Origin of the sequence: Microbispora catharanthi, assembly GCF_006334915.2 — a bacterium.
GTDB classification, from domain to species: domain Bacteria; phylum Actinomycetota; class Actinomycetes; order Streptosporangiales; family Streptosporangiaceae; genus Microbispora; species Microbispora catharanthi.
On sequence record NZ_VDMA02000011.1, the window covers coordinates 243,995 to 258,148 of the forward strand.

Sequence of the window (14,154 nt, forward strand, 5' to 3'; positions counted from 1 at the left end):
GATGCGGAGCGCGGCAGGCATCGCCGTCGGTGAGGGTGCGTCAGCGGGCGACGAGGGGCTCGTCGCCGGCGCCGAAGCAGACGAAGCCCGGCACCGCCGTCTTCTCGGACGCCTGGGCCAGCGCCTCGGCGGGGGAGCGGCCCTCGGCCAGCAGCGTGTGGAAGAGCGTCATGAGCGTCGGCGCCTCGTCGTCGCGCACCGGCACCACGCCGGCCACCACGCACGCGGCGTCCCCGTTGCGGGCGGCGCTGTCGAGGAAGGCCCCGGCGAGGCCCAGCGCCGCGCCGTCCACCGGGGCGTGGGCCATCCCGGCGTCGCAGGCCGACAGCACGACGAGACGGGGGATCCGCCGCGCGGTCAGCAGGTCGTACGCCATGAGCGGCCCGTCGTCCAGCGTGATCTGCGACAGCATGGGCCCGCGCGGACTGAACATCCCATGGGCCGCGACGTGGAGCACGTCGGCCCGCTCCAGTGCGCGGAGCGCCTCCGCCCTGGTGGCGCCGACGCGCCGCGCCCGCGCGTGCGCGGTGGCGACCATGTCGGCCTCGGCCGCGGCGTGGTCGAGCCCCGGTCCCGCGAGCGACAGCACCAGAGGGATGCCGGCCGGGCCCGGGCGCGGGGCGAGCCACGCGGCGGCGTCGGCCGCCACCGACACCGGCCGGCCGCGCAGCGAGGGAAGCAGCGGCCAGGGCAGCGTGCACAGTGCTCCGGTGGGCACGACCGTCACCGGCCCGCCGGGCCGGCTCCCCGCTGACGTGAGGATGCCGGGACCGGACAGGAGAGCGCGGTCGAGCGCGGACAGCTCACGGGCCGTCCCCTCGTCCACCACCCCGGGAAGATCGCCCGCGTCACGCGGGGCATCGCGCAGGGTGTCGAGCAGAGCGCGGCGGCGCAGGCCATACCGGATCCGCACGGTCGCCTCCACCGCCGCCTGATAGGAGCCGAGAGCCCGCAGCGCGCATCCCTCTGACCCGGCTGTGACGGCGAACAGGTCGTCGCCGCGCCGCACGAGCTCCACGAGGAGCCCGGATCCGGCGGGCAGGACACCGTGGAGCACCGACATGGGAGCCGCGGCGCCGCGCACGACCGCCCGCCATCGCTCGGCCCATTCGAGCACCGTCCGCGCGTCCCCCGTCCGCCGGGCCCGGTCGAGGGCGATCTCCAGGCCGAACGCGGCGAGATCCTCGGCCGGCCGCGCCGCGTGCACCCGAAGTTCCGCGTCCCGCGCCTCGTCGCGGTCGCGTGGACCGGCGTCGCCGCCCGGGGCGTGCACGGCCTCGATACCCCGTGCCGTGGCCGCCAGGGCCCGATCGAGGTCTCCGTCCAACCGGTGCCGCATCGCCACCGCGTGCCAGCGTACGAGCGGGCGGGTGGCGGTGGCGGCGACGCGATCGAGCTGCGGGCGGGCGGTCGTGATCGCGCCCAGCCGTACGGCCGCCGCCGCGGCGGTGAGCCGCAGCGCCGCCGAGGCTCCGGGCCAGCCGCACGCCGCGAGGTCGTCGGCGCAGGCGACGAGGTCGGCGACCAGGCCCTCGGCCCCCGCCGTGTTCCGCCTGGCGCCGGCCTGGGCCTCCGCCGCCGCGTCCCGTGCGTGCGCGGCCGGCGGGGCGGGGGTCTCCGCGAGGCGGGCGCGCAGGACGACCTCCCTGGCCAGGGGCAGCCAGGCCGTCCTGCCCTGCGCGTCCAGCTCCGCGAGCGCCGTGCGCGCCGTCGTCTCGGCCAGCGGGGCGTCCCCGGCGAGGAGCGCGGCCTGGGCGAGCAGCAGCCGCGCGCCGGGGAGCGCCGCCTGCGCGCCGGCCGCCACCAGTTCGGGGACGGCCTGTTCGAGCAGCGTGCGCGCCTCACCGGGCAGTCGCGCGGCCACCAGCGCCTCGGCGAAGTCCGTGCGCATCACGGCGAGCCGTTCGGGGAAGCCGAACAGCGTGGCCTCGGCCGCGCGGTATCGCGCGAAGGCGGCGGCGACGTCGCCGCGCCGGGCGGCCACGAACGGCAGGTTGCCCTCCGCCAGCATGGCGACGTGGTCCAGGCCTGCGGACCTCGCGACCCGGGCGCACTCGGCCAGGTCGGCCTCGGCCTCGCCGTACTGATCGAGGTAGGTGTGGGCGAGGCCGCGGTTCAGCAGCCCGCCCGCCCGGAAGCGGGGATCGTCGTCCAGCAGGCCGATCGCCCGGTCGCAGTGCCGTACGGCCTCCTCGTGCCGTCCCAGCAGGATCAGGGCGACCGACCGCTGCACGCCGAGCCTCGCGAGGTCCGATCCCGCGAGATCCCGCTCGGCGAGGTCGGCGAGGCGCAGCCCGCCCTCGGGGTCGCCGAGCTGGGCCCTGACCGTGACGAGCGACATCCTGGCCTGCGCCACCCGGCGCGGGAACCCCCGCCCCGCCGCGATCGCCTCCTCAAGCCGCTCTCCGGCGAGTTCGAGGTCGCCCAGCTCGCGAGCCGCCAGCGCCGCCGCGCGCAGCGCCACCGACGCCGCCTCGCCGTACGCGCCGGCGGCCAGGTCCAGTACGGCTCTCGCCTCCGTGAGGGCCAGCCGAGGGTCGGTCGCGGAGAGCCGCACGGCGGCCTCGGCCCTGTCGAGCAGCAGGTCCCCGGGAGAAGTCATGGGTGCACGTGGATCCAGCGGGTGAAGACGGGAGGGTGGCCGGGCCGGTGGCAGACGACGCTGACCCACCCGGGCGGCAGGCCGGCCACCGCGAAGTGGCCGCTGCCGGAGGGCGCGCGGACCTTGGCGATGTGCGGTGTCCGCACCTCGATCCTGGCGTCCGGTCCGGGGGCGGGGGACACCTGACCCGCCACCTCCAGGCGCCCGCCGGTGACGGCCGTCTCGACGTCGATGACCAGGTCGTTCGCGCTGAAGCGTCGGACGCCGGCCTGCGCCGTCCCGGCCTCGGGAGAGGAGCGGGCTCCCGGCGGCACGGGGAGGTCGACCGGCCCGGCGGGCACGCCTCCGGGCACCCGCAGGCCGAAGACCGCCCGGGCGGCGGCCGACACGCCTTCCGGCACCGGATCGGCGCCCGCTCCCATGCGCAGGGCCGCCAGCAGGTATTCCTCTCTCAACGGGTTTCCTCCTCCACGAGAGCGCGCAGGCGGGCCATGCAGCGGGCCCGGGTGGGGCCGATGCTGCCCACCGGCAGGTTGAGACGGACCGCTATCTGGGCGTACCGCGCCTCGGGGTGGAGCACGTAGAGGCGGATGAGCGACCGGCACGGCTCACCGAGCAGGTCGAGCCTGCGCCACACCTGCCTGCCGAATTCGGCGTCCACCACCGCGGCCGTCGGGTCGGGCAGCGCCGTGTCCGGCACGTCCAGGTCGGAGACCACCTCCCCGCGTGCCCTGCGGCTGAGCCGGGCCGCCTCGTGGCGGGTCGTGGTGACGAGCCACGCGCCGATCCGTTCGGGGTCGCGGATCGCGCCCGCGTTCTCCACGAGCCGGAGCCATGCGCCCTGCACGGCGTCGGCCGCGTCGGCGGCGCTCAGCCCGAACGCCCGGGCGACCGCCCACATCCTGCCGTCGAATCGGGCGACCAGGTCCTCCCAGGCGGCCTGGTCGATGATGGCGATGGAGTTGTCTGTCGACATCTGTCACTCTGCGCGATCGGGGAGAAGCTTATGGTGACAGGAACCCTATCGATCTCCGCTCGTCACGACCACCCCGAGATCCGCGATCCGCCGGCCGCCGTCGAGCAGGTGCCGTACGGCCCGGTCCGGCGGGGCCTCCCGGCACAGGCGGGCGAGTACGCCGGTGACGACGGCGGCGGCGAACGAGGTGCCGCTCCAGGTGGCGTAGCCGTGGAAGTCGCCGAAATCGAGGAAGCTGCTGGCCAGGCCGACGCCCGGGGCCCAGACGTCCACCCAGGGGCCGTAGGCGGAGAAACCGGCCCTGGCGTCGCCGTCGAGCGCGCCGACCGCGACCACACCGGGGAGGGCCGCGGGCCAGAAGGGACGCGACGACGCGGTGTTGCCCGCGCACGCGACGACGGCGGGGAAGCCCGCGAGCGCTTCGGCCAGCCCGAGGGGCGGCGCGTCGTCGAAGGTGTGCCCGCCGAAGGAGAGGTTCACCACGTCGGCCCGGCCGCCGCGCAGCGCGGCGAGCGCGCGCAGCAGCGCCGCCTCGTCGCTCACGCCGTCGCTGTCGAGAAAGCGCAGGACGCGCAGCCGGACCCCGGGCGCGTGCCGCAGGATCAGCCCGGCCACGAACGTGCCGTGCCCCGCCTGGCGATCGCGCGCGCCGTCGCCGTCCGCGTCGGGCGTCTCGGCGATGTCGTCGCTGTACCACCGCGCCAGCCAGGGGTGCGGCGCCAGGCCGGTGTCGAGGACCGCCACGGTGACCTCGCCCGGCTCACCCGGCTCGTACGGCGGCGCCGCCGCGGGCAGGGGCGGTCCACCGGGCCCGCCGAAGAACAATGGCTGGCCGGACAGGACGTGGTTGGGGGAAGCGGCGTGCCCGCGGTCGCGGAGCGTGGCCGTCAGGTCGATCACGTCGGTGCCCGGCGGCAGCCGTACGCGATGGACGCGGCCGGCACCCGGAAGGGACTCGGAGGCCAGGGCCCACCGGGCGACGGCGGCGGGGGAGGAGGTCAGGAGTTCGTCCGGCCGGATGAGAACGGGCCGTCCCGGGAGGGGTTCGACGAGCCGGCTGCGCATCGGGGAGCCTTTCCGTGATGGTTACGGAACGCGTCCTTCCCGATTCAGTTGGTCGCCAAGCGCCAATCGGTATGACCCCCCTCTGGTGCCAGGCTGCGACGGACGGTAGTCTCTCCTACAGTCATCCAACCGTGATCATTCCAAGTGTGAGGCCGTTGGGGAAGGCGCACCTCATGCGAATTGGGAGGTCCGGTGGCTGCTGCTCGTGGCGTCCTGTACGTCCACTCGGCTCAGCCTGCGCTGTGCCCGCACATCGAGTGGGCCGTCGCAGGCGTTCTTGGCGTTCCCGTCGACCTGACGTGGACCGCCCAGCCCGCCGCGCCCGGGACCCTGCGGGCCCAGGCCGAGTGGGAGGGGCGTCCCGGCACGGCGGCGGCGATCACGTCCTCACTCATGGGCTGGCAGCGCATCCGCTTCGAGATAACCGAGGACGCCTCGCCGGGCGTGGACGGCTCCCGGCACGCCTACACACCGACGCTGGGCGCCTTCACGGCGGTCGTCGGCGCGAACGGGGACATCCTGATCCCCGAGGACCGGCTACGCAACGTGATGCTGATGGCCGCCCAGGGCCGGGTCGTCCTCGAGGAGGAGCTCGACCGCCTGCTCGGCAAGCAGTGGGACGAGGAGCTGGAGTCGTTCCGGTACGCGGGCGAGGGCGCGCCGGTGCGCTGGCTGCACGCGGCCGTCTGACGCTTTTTATGCGGATGGTGATAACAATCCGCCCTTCCGCCTTGTGAAAGCGACATAGAAAGTCGTCTTTTTCGCAGATATACCGGGACTCATCCACGTCCGCACCCCCCGACGCGGACCCGAGGAGGAGTCCATGAGCGTTCTTGCCCGGCGCCTGGCGATCGGCGTGGCGGCGGCGGCGCTGCTGGCCGGCTCGGCGGCGCCCGCCCACGCGGCCGCCGCCTACGACTACCACCCGAGCGACGCCGACTGGGCCGACTGCCCACGGCTTCCGGCCGGTGCCACGCCCGACACCTGGAGCTGCATCTTCATCATCACCGTGGGCGGCTCGATCAAGCTCGGCTCGATCACCCAGGACATCAGCGAGCCGTTGCGGATCACCGTCGCACAGGGCAAGCTCGCCGACGGCAGCACGGCGGCGGCGTTCGGCAGCGTCGCCGGCGGCCGGATGAAGGTGCCCGGCGGCCTCATCGGCAAGCCGTTCGAAGTGCCCAAGCTCACCGACGTGTACGTGGAGACCCAGGGCACCGGGAAGGTCGAGGCCGGCCCGATCTTCCCGACAAACGTCGGCATCAAGATCCGCATGATTCACTCGCTGCTCGGCAAGAAGTGCTACATCGGGAGCGACGCCGCTCCGATCGTGCTGAACCCCGAGGTCACCTCGCTGGACTTGACGTCCATCGACGGGACGCCGGTCTTCAAGGTCGCGGCCAAGGACACGACGTTCGCCGTGCCGAAGGCGTCGGGCTGCGGCCTCAACTGGGGCCTGGTCAACACGGCCGTGAACCTGCGGGCCGGGCTGCCCTCGCCAAGCGGCAAGAACGCGGCCGACTTCCAGTGGTTCGTCCGCGGCAAGTCCTACCTGGAGCTTCCCCAGCTCACGTCCTGACCTCCTCCGCGTCCGCCCGGCCCCCACCCGTGGAGGCCGGGCGGGCGACGGCTCAGGCGAGCCCGTCCAGCAGGGCGATGTCCTCGGGAGACAGGCACAACCGGGCCGCGGCCATGTTCTCCTCCAGGTGAGCGAGCGAGGAGGTGCCGGGAATGGCCAGGGTGACCGGGGAACGGCCGAGCAGCCAGGCGATCGCCACCTGAGCACGGGTCGCGCCGTGCCGCCCGGCGACCTCGTCGAGCACGGCCAGCCGCTCGGCCGAGGGGGCCATGCCGGGCGGGGCCTGCGACAGGTCCACGTCGTGCCGGAGCATGCCGGCGGCGAGCGGGAAATAGGCGGTGAACGCGATGCCGGCGGCCTCGCACGCGGCCAGGACGTCCGCGCCCGACCGGTCGAACAGATGGAACCGGTTCTGCACCGCCGCCACGGGGGCGATCGCGCGTGCCTCGGCCAGCTGGTCCACGGTCACTCCGCTGAGCCCGAGCGCCCGGATCAGCCCGCGTTCGTGAAGCTCGGCCAGCGCCCCGAAGGACTCGGCGAAGGGCACTGCGCTGGGAAACAGCAGTCCGTCGCCGCCCACGCGCAGGTGGACGAGGTCGAGCCGGGCCCGGCCGAGCCGGACCAGGTTCTCCTCGACCTGTTCGCGCAGCCGCTCCGGCTCCGCGGCGGCCTCGAAACCGTGCCACTCGTCGCGGACCACGCCGACCTTGGTGGCGATGACCAAATCGTCAGGATAAGGGTGCAGGGCCTGCCTGATCAGGTCGTTGGCGACGTGCGGGCCGTAGAAGTCGCTGGTGTCGATGTGGGTGACGCCCAGCTCCACGGCCCGGCGCAGCACGGCGAGTGCGGTGGCGTGGTCCCGCGGCGGGCCCCACACGCCCGGACCCGGCAGCTGCATCGCGCCGTACCCCAGCCGCCGGACGGCCAGGTCGTCCGCGAGCCGAAGGACGTCGCCGATGGAAACGGTCATACAGATCTCCTCATGCCGGCCGCGGTCTGGTCGCCGCGGCTGCGGGAGAGGCGGGCCTGGATCGACGCCGTGGTGATCGCACCCTCGGGATCGCGGTCGAGCTTGTGCCGGCGCACCAGGTCGTGGACGCCCTGACGGGTGATGCCGAGCATCGCCGCGGCGACCGAGACCGGCACCGCGGTCGCGGCCGGGTGCCCCGCGCGCCGGGCGACCGCCCGGCCCAACGGCGTGCCCCACCACGCGGCGGGCGGGTCGAACGGCGCGTCACCCGGATACAGCGCGCTCACCAGCCGGATCGCGAGGAAGGCGGCCGCGCGGTCGTCCTCGCCGCACAGCACGTCGGCCCAGGCCCGGCTCTTCGCCGCCAGAAGCTCGCGCAGTCGCGTGTCCTCGCCGGACAGCTCGTCCGGCTCGAAGAGGATCTCCAGCGCGTCGAGCACCCTGCCGCCGACGATCCGGCACAGGTCTTCGGCCAGTTCGCGGCGCTCGTCCATGCCCGCCTCCCTTCTACTTGACGACAAGCATCAAGTACTTGTCGTCGAGCGTCAAGTATTCGAGTGTCCGCTCTGGGGGAACGCGAAAGCGCCGGCCCCCGGATGCGGGGACCGGCGCCTTCCGTGCGTCGTCAGAGCGGGATGTTGCCGTGGGCGCCCCGGGCCGGAGTGGCCTGGGCGAGCACCCGGGCGATCGCGCCGCGCGTCTTGGCCGGCTCGATCACCTCGTCGATCACGCCGAGGTCGAGGGCGCGCTGGAGGCCGCCCGCCGCCTTCTCGTGCTCCTCGGCGAGCCGGGCCTCGAGCGCGGAGCGCTCCTCCTCCGGGGCGGCGGCGAGCTCGCGCCGCTTGAGGATGCGCACCGCGGCGACCGCACCCATGACCGCCACCTCGATGGACGGCCAGGCGAACACCCGGGTCGCGCCGAGCGAGCGGGAGTTCATCGCGATGTACGCCCCGCCGTACGCCTTGCGGGTGATCAGCGTGACGCGCGGCACGGACGCCTCGGCGAACGCGTGCAGCAGCTTCGCGCCCCGCCGGACGACCCCGTCGTGCTCCTGGCCGACGCCGGGGAGGTAGCCCGGCACGTCCACGAGCACCACCAGCGGCACCCCGAAGGCATCGCACATCCGGACGAACCGGGCGGCCTTCTCGGCCGAGGCGGAGTCGAGGCAGCCGCCGAGCCGCATCGGGTTGTTGGCGATGACGCCGACCGTGCGGCCGCCGAAGCGGCCCAGGGTGGTGACGATGTTCGGCGCCCACTTGGGGTGCAGCTCCACGCCGGGCTCGTCGAGCAGCCCGTTCACCAGCGGATGCACGTCGTAGGCGCGGCGGGGGTTGTCGGGGAGCAGGTCGCTGAAGTCGACCTCGTCCACCTCGCCGCGCACCCGGCCCTGGTGGCCGAGCAGGCAGGCGAGCTGGCGGGCCCGCAGCATCGCCTCGGGCTCGTCCTTGGTGACGACGTGGACGACGCCGCTGCGCTTGCTGTGCGGCTCGGGACCGCCGAGGGCGGCCATGTCGATCTGCTCGCCGGTGACGCTGCGGACGACGTCGGGGCCGGTGACGAAGATGCGGCCCTGGTCGGCCAGGATCACGATGTCGGTCAGGGCCGGGCCGTAGGCGGCGCCGCCGGCCGCCGGGCCGACGACGACGGAGATCTGTGGGACCAGGCCCGAGGCCTTGGTCATGGCGGCGAACACGCGGCCCACGGCGTGCAGCGACTCGACGCCCTCGGCCAGGCGGGCGCCGCCGCAGTGCCAGAGGCCGATGATCGGCACCCGCTCGCGCACGGCCACGTCGTAGGCGTGGACGATGTGCTCACAGCCCTCCGCGCCCATCGCGCCGCCCTGGACCTGGGCGTCGCTGCAGAACGCCACGACCGGCACACCTTCGATGCGCCCGGTCACCGCACGCACGCCGCTCTTGTCCTCGGGGGTGATCGGCCGGATCGAGCCCTCGTCCAGCAGGTGGCCGAGGCGCACCAGGGGGTCACGATGGTCGACGGCGGCGGCTCCGGCGGCATCGGCCACCGTCCTGCTGTCCAGCACTGTCATTCGAGACTCCCTTGTCAAACCGTCGTGAAGGCCACGGCGACGTTGTGTCCGCCGAACCCGAAGGAGTTGTTGATCGCGGCGAGCTGGTCGCCCTCGAGCTTGCGGGGTTCGCCGCGTACGAGGTCGACTTCGATGCCGTCGGCCGGGTCGTCCAGGTTCGCGATGGCCGGCACGATCCGCTCGTGCAGGGCGAGAATGGTGAAGATCGACTCGATGCCGCCGGCGCCGCCGAGGAGGTGGCCGGTCATCGACTTGGTGGCGGTGACGATCGCGTGGTCGCCGATGGCGTCCTTGATCGCACGGGCCTCGATCTCGTCGCCGAGCGGGGTCGACGTGGCGTGGGCGTTGACGTGGACGACGTCCGACGGGGCGAGGTCCGCGTTCCTGAGGGCCCGGAGCATGGCCTCCGTGCCGCCCTTGCCGTCCGGGTCCAGCCCGGTGATGTGGAAGGCGTCGCTGGTGTAACCGGCTCCGGCGGCAACGGCGTAGATGCGGGCGCCGCGAGCCAGGGCGTGCTCCTCCGACTCCAGCACCACGATGCCCGCGCCCTCGCCGAGCACGAAGCCGTCGCGGCCCTTGTCGAACGGGCGGGAGGCCCGCTCGGGCTCGTCGTTGCGGGTCGACATGGCCCGCGCCGCGGCGAACGACGCCACGTTCAGACCGTGGATCGCCGCCTCGGTGCCGCCGGCGACCACCATGTCGGCCCGGCCGGAGCGGATCATGTCGATGCCGTAGCCGATGGACTCGGCGCCGGTGGCGCAGGCGCTGACTGTGGCGTGCGCGCCGGCCTTGGCGCCCAGCTCGATGCTGATCCAACCGGCCGAACCGTTGGGCATGAGCATGGGCACGGTGAACGGCGACAGCCGGTTCCAGCCCTTCTCCCGGTAGAGGTCGTAGGCGGAAAGGATCGTTCCGATTCCGCCGATGCCGCTGCCGACCACCACGCCCAGACGGTCGCCGTCCACCTCGGGGGCGCCCGCGTCCTGCCAGGCCTGCCTGGCGGCGATCAGGGCGAACTGCTCGGCGCGGTCGAGCCTCCTGGCCTCGGGCCGGGGAAGCACCTCGCCGGGGTCGACGGCCGCCACACCGGCGAACTTCACCGGCACGGTGTCGACCCAGTCCTCGGTGAGCGTGCGGATGCCCGACCGCCCCTCGAGGAGCGCCGACCAGGTCGATGCGACGTCTCCACCGAGGGGCGTCGTCGCGCCGAGCCCGGTGACTACGACACGTACCCGGTCCTTACTCACTTGTCTGCACTCCTCTTGGTAATCAGGGCGTGAAAGGGGGCCGGACGCGCCCTGTCGCCTCGCCGGAGGCGGGGGCGGGCACGTCCGCGCAGCCGTCGTACGGCGAAGGTCAGGCCTGGATGAAGCTGATGACGTCCTTGACGGTCTTCAGGTGCTTGAGCTGGTCGTCGGGGATCTCGACGCCGAACTCGTCCTGGGCCGCGACGGCGATCTCGACCATGGAGAGCGAGTCGATGTCCAGGTCGTCCACGAAGCTCTTCTCCGGGGTGACCTCGTCGGCCGAAATGCCGGTGATCTCGTTGATGATCTTGCCGAGGCCCGCGAGGATCTCCTGCTCGGTCAGTGCCATGTCGCGACTACTCCTTGGATTTACTGTCTTCCGGGTTTCCTGGGTTGCCCCAGCTCTGTACGGCAGGCCGTACAAGTTCCTCAGGGGATCTCGATCACCTGGGAGGCGTAGGTGAGGCCGGCGCCGAAGCCCAGCAGCAGGGCCAGGCCGCCCGACTGGACCTCGCCGCGCTCGATCATGCGTGAGAGCGCGAGCGGGATCGACGCGGCGGAGGTGTTGCCGGCGAGCACGATGTCCCTGGCGACGACGGCGTTGTCGGCGCCCAGCTTGCGCGCGATGGCCTCGACGATCCGCAGGTTCGCCTGGTGGGGAACGAAGGCGGCCAGGTCGGCGGGGTCCACGCCCGCACGCTCGCAGGCGAGCTTGGCCACCGGGTGAAGCGCGGTGGTGGCCCAGCGGAACACCGTCTGGCCTTCCTGGTAGAGGAAGGACTGACGGTCCTTGATCATGATTGCCTCGGCCTTGTCGCCGGCGCTGCCCCAGGCCACCGGGCCGATGCCCGGCCGGTCGGAGGGGCCCACGACTGCGGCGCCCGCGCCGTCGGCGAAGATCACGGCGGTCGACCGGTCTTCGCCGTCGACCCACTGGGTGAGCTTCTCGCTGCCCACGACCAGCACGTTGGTCGCCGAGCCCGACCGCACCGCGTCGGACGCGGCGGCCAGCGCGTAGCAGAACCCCGCGCACGCGGCGTTGAGGTCGAAGGCGCCGGGGGCGGTGATGCCGAGCCGGTGGGCGACGCGGCCCGCGGCGTTGGGAATCGGGGCCTCGATCGTGCAGGTCGCCACGATCACCAGGTCGATGTCGTCGCTGGACAGGCCGCTGGCCGCCAGGGCCTTGCCGCCGGCCTGCACCGCGAGGTCGATCTCCGACTCCTGCGGGCCCGCCACGCGGCGTTCCTTGATGCCGACGCGGCTCTGGATCCACTCGTCGTTGGTGTCGAGCCGGGCGGCGAGGTCGTCGTTGGTCACGACCTGGGCGGGCTGGTAGCCGCCGAACGCGAGAATCCTCGCCGCGGGGGCGCCTTGACCGAGCCTCACTTCAGAACCTCCCGTGCGGTGTCCAGGTCGGCAGGCGTCTTGAGCGCCACGGTCTTCACCCCGGGGAGGGCCCGACGGGCCAGGCCCGTCAGCGTGCCGCCGGGCAGCAGCTCGATCACGGCGGTGACGCCGCGCTCGGCCATCGTCGCCATGCAGGCGTCCCACCGGACCGGGTTGGCCACCTGATTGACCAGCCGGTCGAGGAACTCGCCTCCTCCTGCGACGGCCGCGCCGTCGGAGTTGGACAGCAGCGTGACCGACGGGTCCGCGGGGGTGAGGGCCGCGGCCTCGGCGCGCAGATGGTCGACGGCGGGGGCCATGTGGACGGTGTGGAAGGCTCCGGCGACCGCCAGGGGGCGCACCCGCGCCTTCTCCGGCGGCTCGGCCGCGAAGGCCTCCAGCTGCGCCCGCGTGCCGCCCGCGACGATCTGGCCCGCGCCGTTCATGTTGGCGGGGGTCAGTCCGTGCTTGGAGATCGCGGCGAGGACGTCCTCCTCCGCGCCGCCGAGCACGGCGCTCATGCCGGTCTCGGTGACGGCGGCGGCCTTGGCCATCGCCCGGCCGCGCTCGCGCACCAGGGCGAGGGCCTGCTCGGGGGTCAGCACCCCGGCCATCGCGGCGGCGGCGAGCTCGCCCACGCTGTGCCCCGCGACCATGTCCGGCCGGACCCCGAGCGTCTCGAACGACGCCAGGGCGGCCGCCACAAGCAGGGGCTGGGCCACGGCGGTGTCGCGGATCTCGTCGGCGCCGGCGGTCGTCCCGTACGTCACGAGATCGAGCTCCACGATCTCCGACCACGCGGAGATTCGGTCGCGGAACTCGGGTATCTCGAGCCACGGACTGAGGAATCCTGGGGTTTGGGCGCCTTGGCCCGGAGCGACGATGACGAGCACGTACTCAACCCTGCCCTGTAGAGGTTCACCACACTGATGGAGATCCGAACGAACTTTGTGGCCGCCGCGTTGTGGGGTACCTACAGTTTCGGTGTCGAGAAGATTAAGGCACCCGGCTCAGGTTACGGACAGGCGCCCGAGTATGAGACCCACCTGGAGGGTGAATGCGGACCGCCCCTCCGTGGGCTGGTACCCGGTCAGTTCCGTGATCTTACGTAGACGGTACCGCACGGTGTTGGGATGGACGAACAGCAGCCGGGCCGTCGCCTCAAGGGAGGTTCCCTGCTCCAGGTACGTCGCGAGCGTGTCGAGCAGCGGGGTCCCGGCGAGCGGCTTGTAGACGTTCTCCACCAGCTGGGCCCTGGCGTCCTCGTCGCCGTCCAGCGCGCGCTCGGCGAGCAGGTCCTCGGCGAGGACCGGGCGCGGGGCGTCGGGCCAGCCGGCGGCGGCACGCAGGCCGGCGATGGCGGCGCGGGCCGAGCTGGCCGCCGCGTGCAGGTCGGGCACCTCCGGCCCGATCACGACGGGCCCGGGGCCGAAGCGCGCCACCACGCCGCGGGCCGCGTCCTTGACGCCGTCCGCGCCGCCCACGATGACGATGAGCCGGTCGCCCTGCACCCCGGCGAGCAGCTCGTGGCCGAGGCGCCGCCCCTTGTCGCGCAGCCCGTCGATGACGCTCTGCGGGTCCTCGTCGGGGGCGTACCCGGCGAAGACGACGACGGGCGCGGAGGTCCAGCCGAGCGCGGCGGCCCACGAGTGCAGCCCGTCGTCGACCTGGCCGCGCACCAGCGCGTCCACGATCAGCGCCTCAAGCCGCGCGTCCCACGAGCCGCGCGCCTCGGCCTCCCTGGCGTACACCTGGGCGGCGGCGAAGGCGACGTCGCGCGTGTAGCGCAGCATCGCGTGCCGCAGCAACTCCGCGCCGCCGGGCGCGGCCAGCTCCTCGACCTGGGCCTCGACGACCTCGACGACGATGCGGACGAGGTCGACCGTCTGCTGGAGCGACACGCTGCGCTTGAGCTCGCGCGGCGCGGTGCCGAAGAACTCGATACTCGGCGTCGGCCGCCCCTCGCCCGCGTGGCCGAACCACTCGACGAACGCCGCGATGCCGGCCTGCGCCACCAGGCCGACCCACGACCTGTCCTCCGCCGACAGCGCGCGATACCAGGCCAGCCGCTCCTCCATCCGGGCCATCGCGGCCGTCCCGAGGCTGCCCATGGCCCGGTCGAGCCGTCGCGCCGTGTCCTCCCGGATCTTGTCGCTCATCGGCACACCGTCTCCGGCCATCCGGACGACGTCGTCGCTCTGCCCGTCCGTACGCACCTGTCCGCCGTTCCACGCGCCCCGCTCGCTCACGCCCTCTAGCGTGCCAGGTCATCCCGGTGATCG

Annotated in this window: 14 protein-coding genes; 2 read left to right on the plus strand and 12 right to left on the minus strand. The window is 73.4% G+C overall.

Translation table 11 applies throughout. The annotated features are described in order from the left end of the window. Nucleotides 1-40: 40 nt before the first annotated feature. The 4 genes from FH610_RS21995 to FH610_RS22010 are packed head-to-tail and all read right to left on the minus strand — an operon-like array spanning nt 41 to nt 4,643. Nucleotides 41-2,602 carry a CHAT domain-containing protein gene (locus FH610_RS21995; RefSeq protein WP_139576398.1) on the minus strand — a complete coding sequence of 854 codons (2,562 nt, stop codon included), beginning with the start codon at nt 2,600-2,602 and terminating at the stop codon, nt 41-43. Then, the gene (locus FH610_RS22000; protein WP_139576399.1) at nt 2,599-3,057 is read right to left on the minus strand and encodes a hypothetical protein; all 459 of its coding nucleotides are present in this window, start codon (nt 3,055-3,057) and stop codon (nt 2,599-2,601) included. Before FH610_RS22000 ends, FH610_RS21995 begins: the two co-directional genes overlap by 4 nt. Beyond that, entirely contained in the window at nt 3,054-3,578 is a 525-nt protein-coding gene (locus FH610_RS22005) for an RNA polymerase sigma factor (protein ID WP_139576400.1), read from the minus strand. Before FH610_RS22005 ends, FH610_RS22000 begins: the two co-directional genes overlap by 4 nt. 45 nt (nt 3,579-3,623) lie before the next feature. Further along, complete coding sequence (locus FH610_RS22010) at nt 3,624-4,643, minus strand: S8 family peptidase (protein ID WP_139576401.1); 1,020 nt, start codon at nt 4,641-4,643, stop codon at nt 3,624-3,626. A gap of 192 nt (nt 4,644-4,835) precedes the next feature. Between FH610_RS22010 and FH610_RS22015 the strand changes: the two genes are divergently transcribed. Both FH610_RS22015 and FH610_RS22020 read left to right on the plus strand, forming a co-directional pair. After that, nucleotides 4,836-5,333, plus strand: coding sequence for a DUF3145 domain-containing protein (locus FH610_RS22015; protein ID WP_179155579.1), 498 nt, complete (start codon nt 4,836-4,838; stop codon nt 5,331-5,333). Between the two features lie 133 nt (nt 5,334-5,466). Next, nucleotides 5,467-6,222: a hypothetical protein gene (locus tag FH610_RS22020; RefSeq protein ID WP_139576402.1), complete on the plus strand. Its 756-nt coding sequence runs from the start codon at nt 5,467-5,469 to the stop codon at nt 6,220-6,222. A gap of 52 nt (nt 6,223-6,274) precedes the next feature. Here the strand turns inward: FH610_RS22020 and FH610_RS22025 are convergent, their stop codons facing one another. From FH610_RS22025 to FH610_RS22060, 8 genes are all read right to left on the minus strand, one after another. Then, nucleotides 6,275-7,192, minus strand: coding sequence for an aldo/keto reductase (locus tag FH610_RS22025; RefSeq protein ID WP_139576403.1), 918 nt, complete (start codon nt 7,190-7,192; stop codon nt 6,275-6,277). Then, a complete protein-coding gene (locus tag FH610_RS22030) occupies nt 7,189-7,686 on the minus strand; it encodes a hypothetical protein (protein ID WP_139576404.1) in 498 nt (165 codons plus the stop codon). Before FH610_RS22030 ends, FH610_RS22025 begins: the two co-directional genes overlap by 4 nt. A gap of 131 nt (nt 7,687-7,817) precedes the next feature. After that, nucleotides 7,818-9,239, minus strand: coding sequence for an acyl-CoA carboxylase subunit beta (locus tag FH610_RS22035; protein ID WP_139576405.1), 1,422 nt, complete (start codon nt 9,237-9,239; stop codon nt 7,818-7,820). Nucleotides 9,240-9,253: 14 nt separating this feature from the next. After that, complete coding sequence (gene fabF / locus FH610_RS22040) at nt 9,254-10,486, minus strand: beta-ketoacyl-ACP synthase II (protein ID WP_139576406.1); 1,233 nt, start codon at nt 10,484-10,486, stop codon at nt 9,254-9,256. 109 nt (nt 10,487-10,595) lie between these two features. Beyond that, entirely contained in the window at nt 10,596-10,835 is a 240-nt protein-coding gene (locus tag FH610_RS22045; RefSeq protein ID WP_139576407.1) for an acyl carrier protein, read from the minus strand. Nucleotides 10,836-10,915: 80 nt separating this feature from the next. Further along, the gene (locus FH610_RS22050; protein WP_139576408.1) at nt 10,916-11,872 is read right to left on the minus strand and encodes a beta-ketoacyl-ACP synthase III; all 957 of its coding nucleotides are present in this window, start codon (nt 11,870-11,872) and stop codon (nt 10,916-10,918) included. Beyond that, nucleotides 11,869-12,765 carry an ACP S-malonyltransferase gene (locus FH610_RS22055; RefSeq protein ID WP_139576409.1) on the minus strand — a complete coding sequence of 299 codons (897 nt, stop codon included), beginning with the start codon at nt 12,763-12,765 and terminating at the stop codon, nt 11,869-11,871. The genes FH610_RS22050 and FH610_RS22055 overlap by 4 nt, the downstream gene beginning before the upstream one ends. 117 nt (nt 12,766-12,882) lie before the next feature. After that, nucleotides 12,883-14,052, minus strand: a complete 1,170-nt coding sequence (locus FH610_RS22060) for a PucR family transcriptional regulator (protein ID WP_139576453.1) — start codon at nt 14,050-14,052, stop codon at nt 12,883-12,885. Nucleotides 14,053-14,154 lie beyond the last annotated feature (102 nt).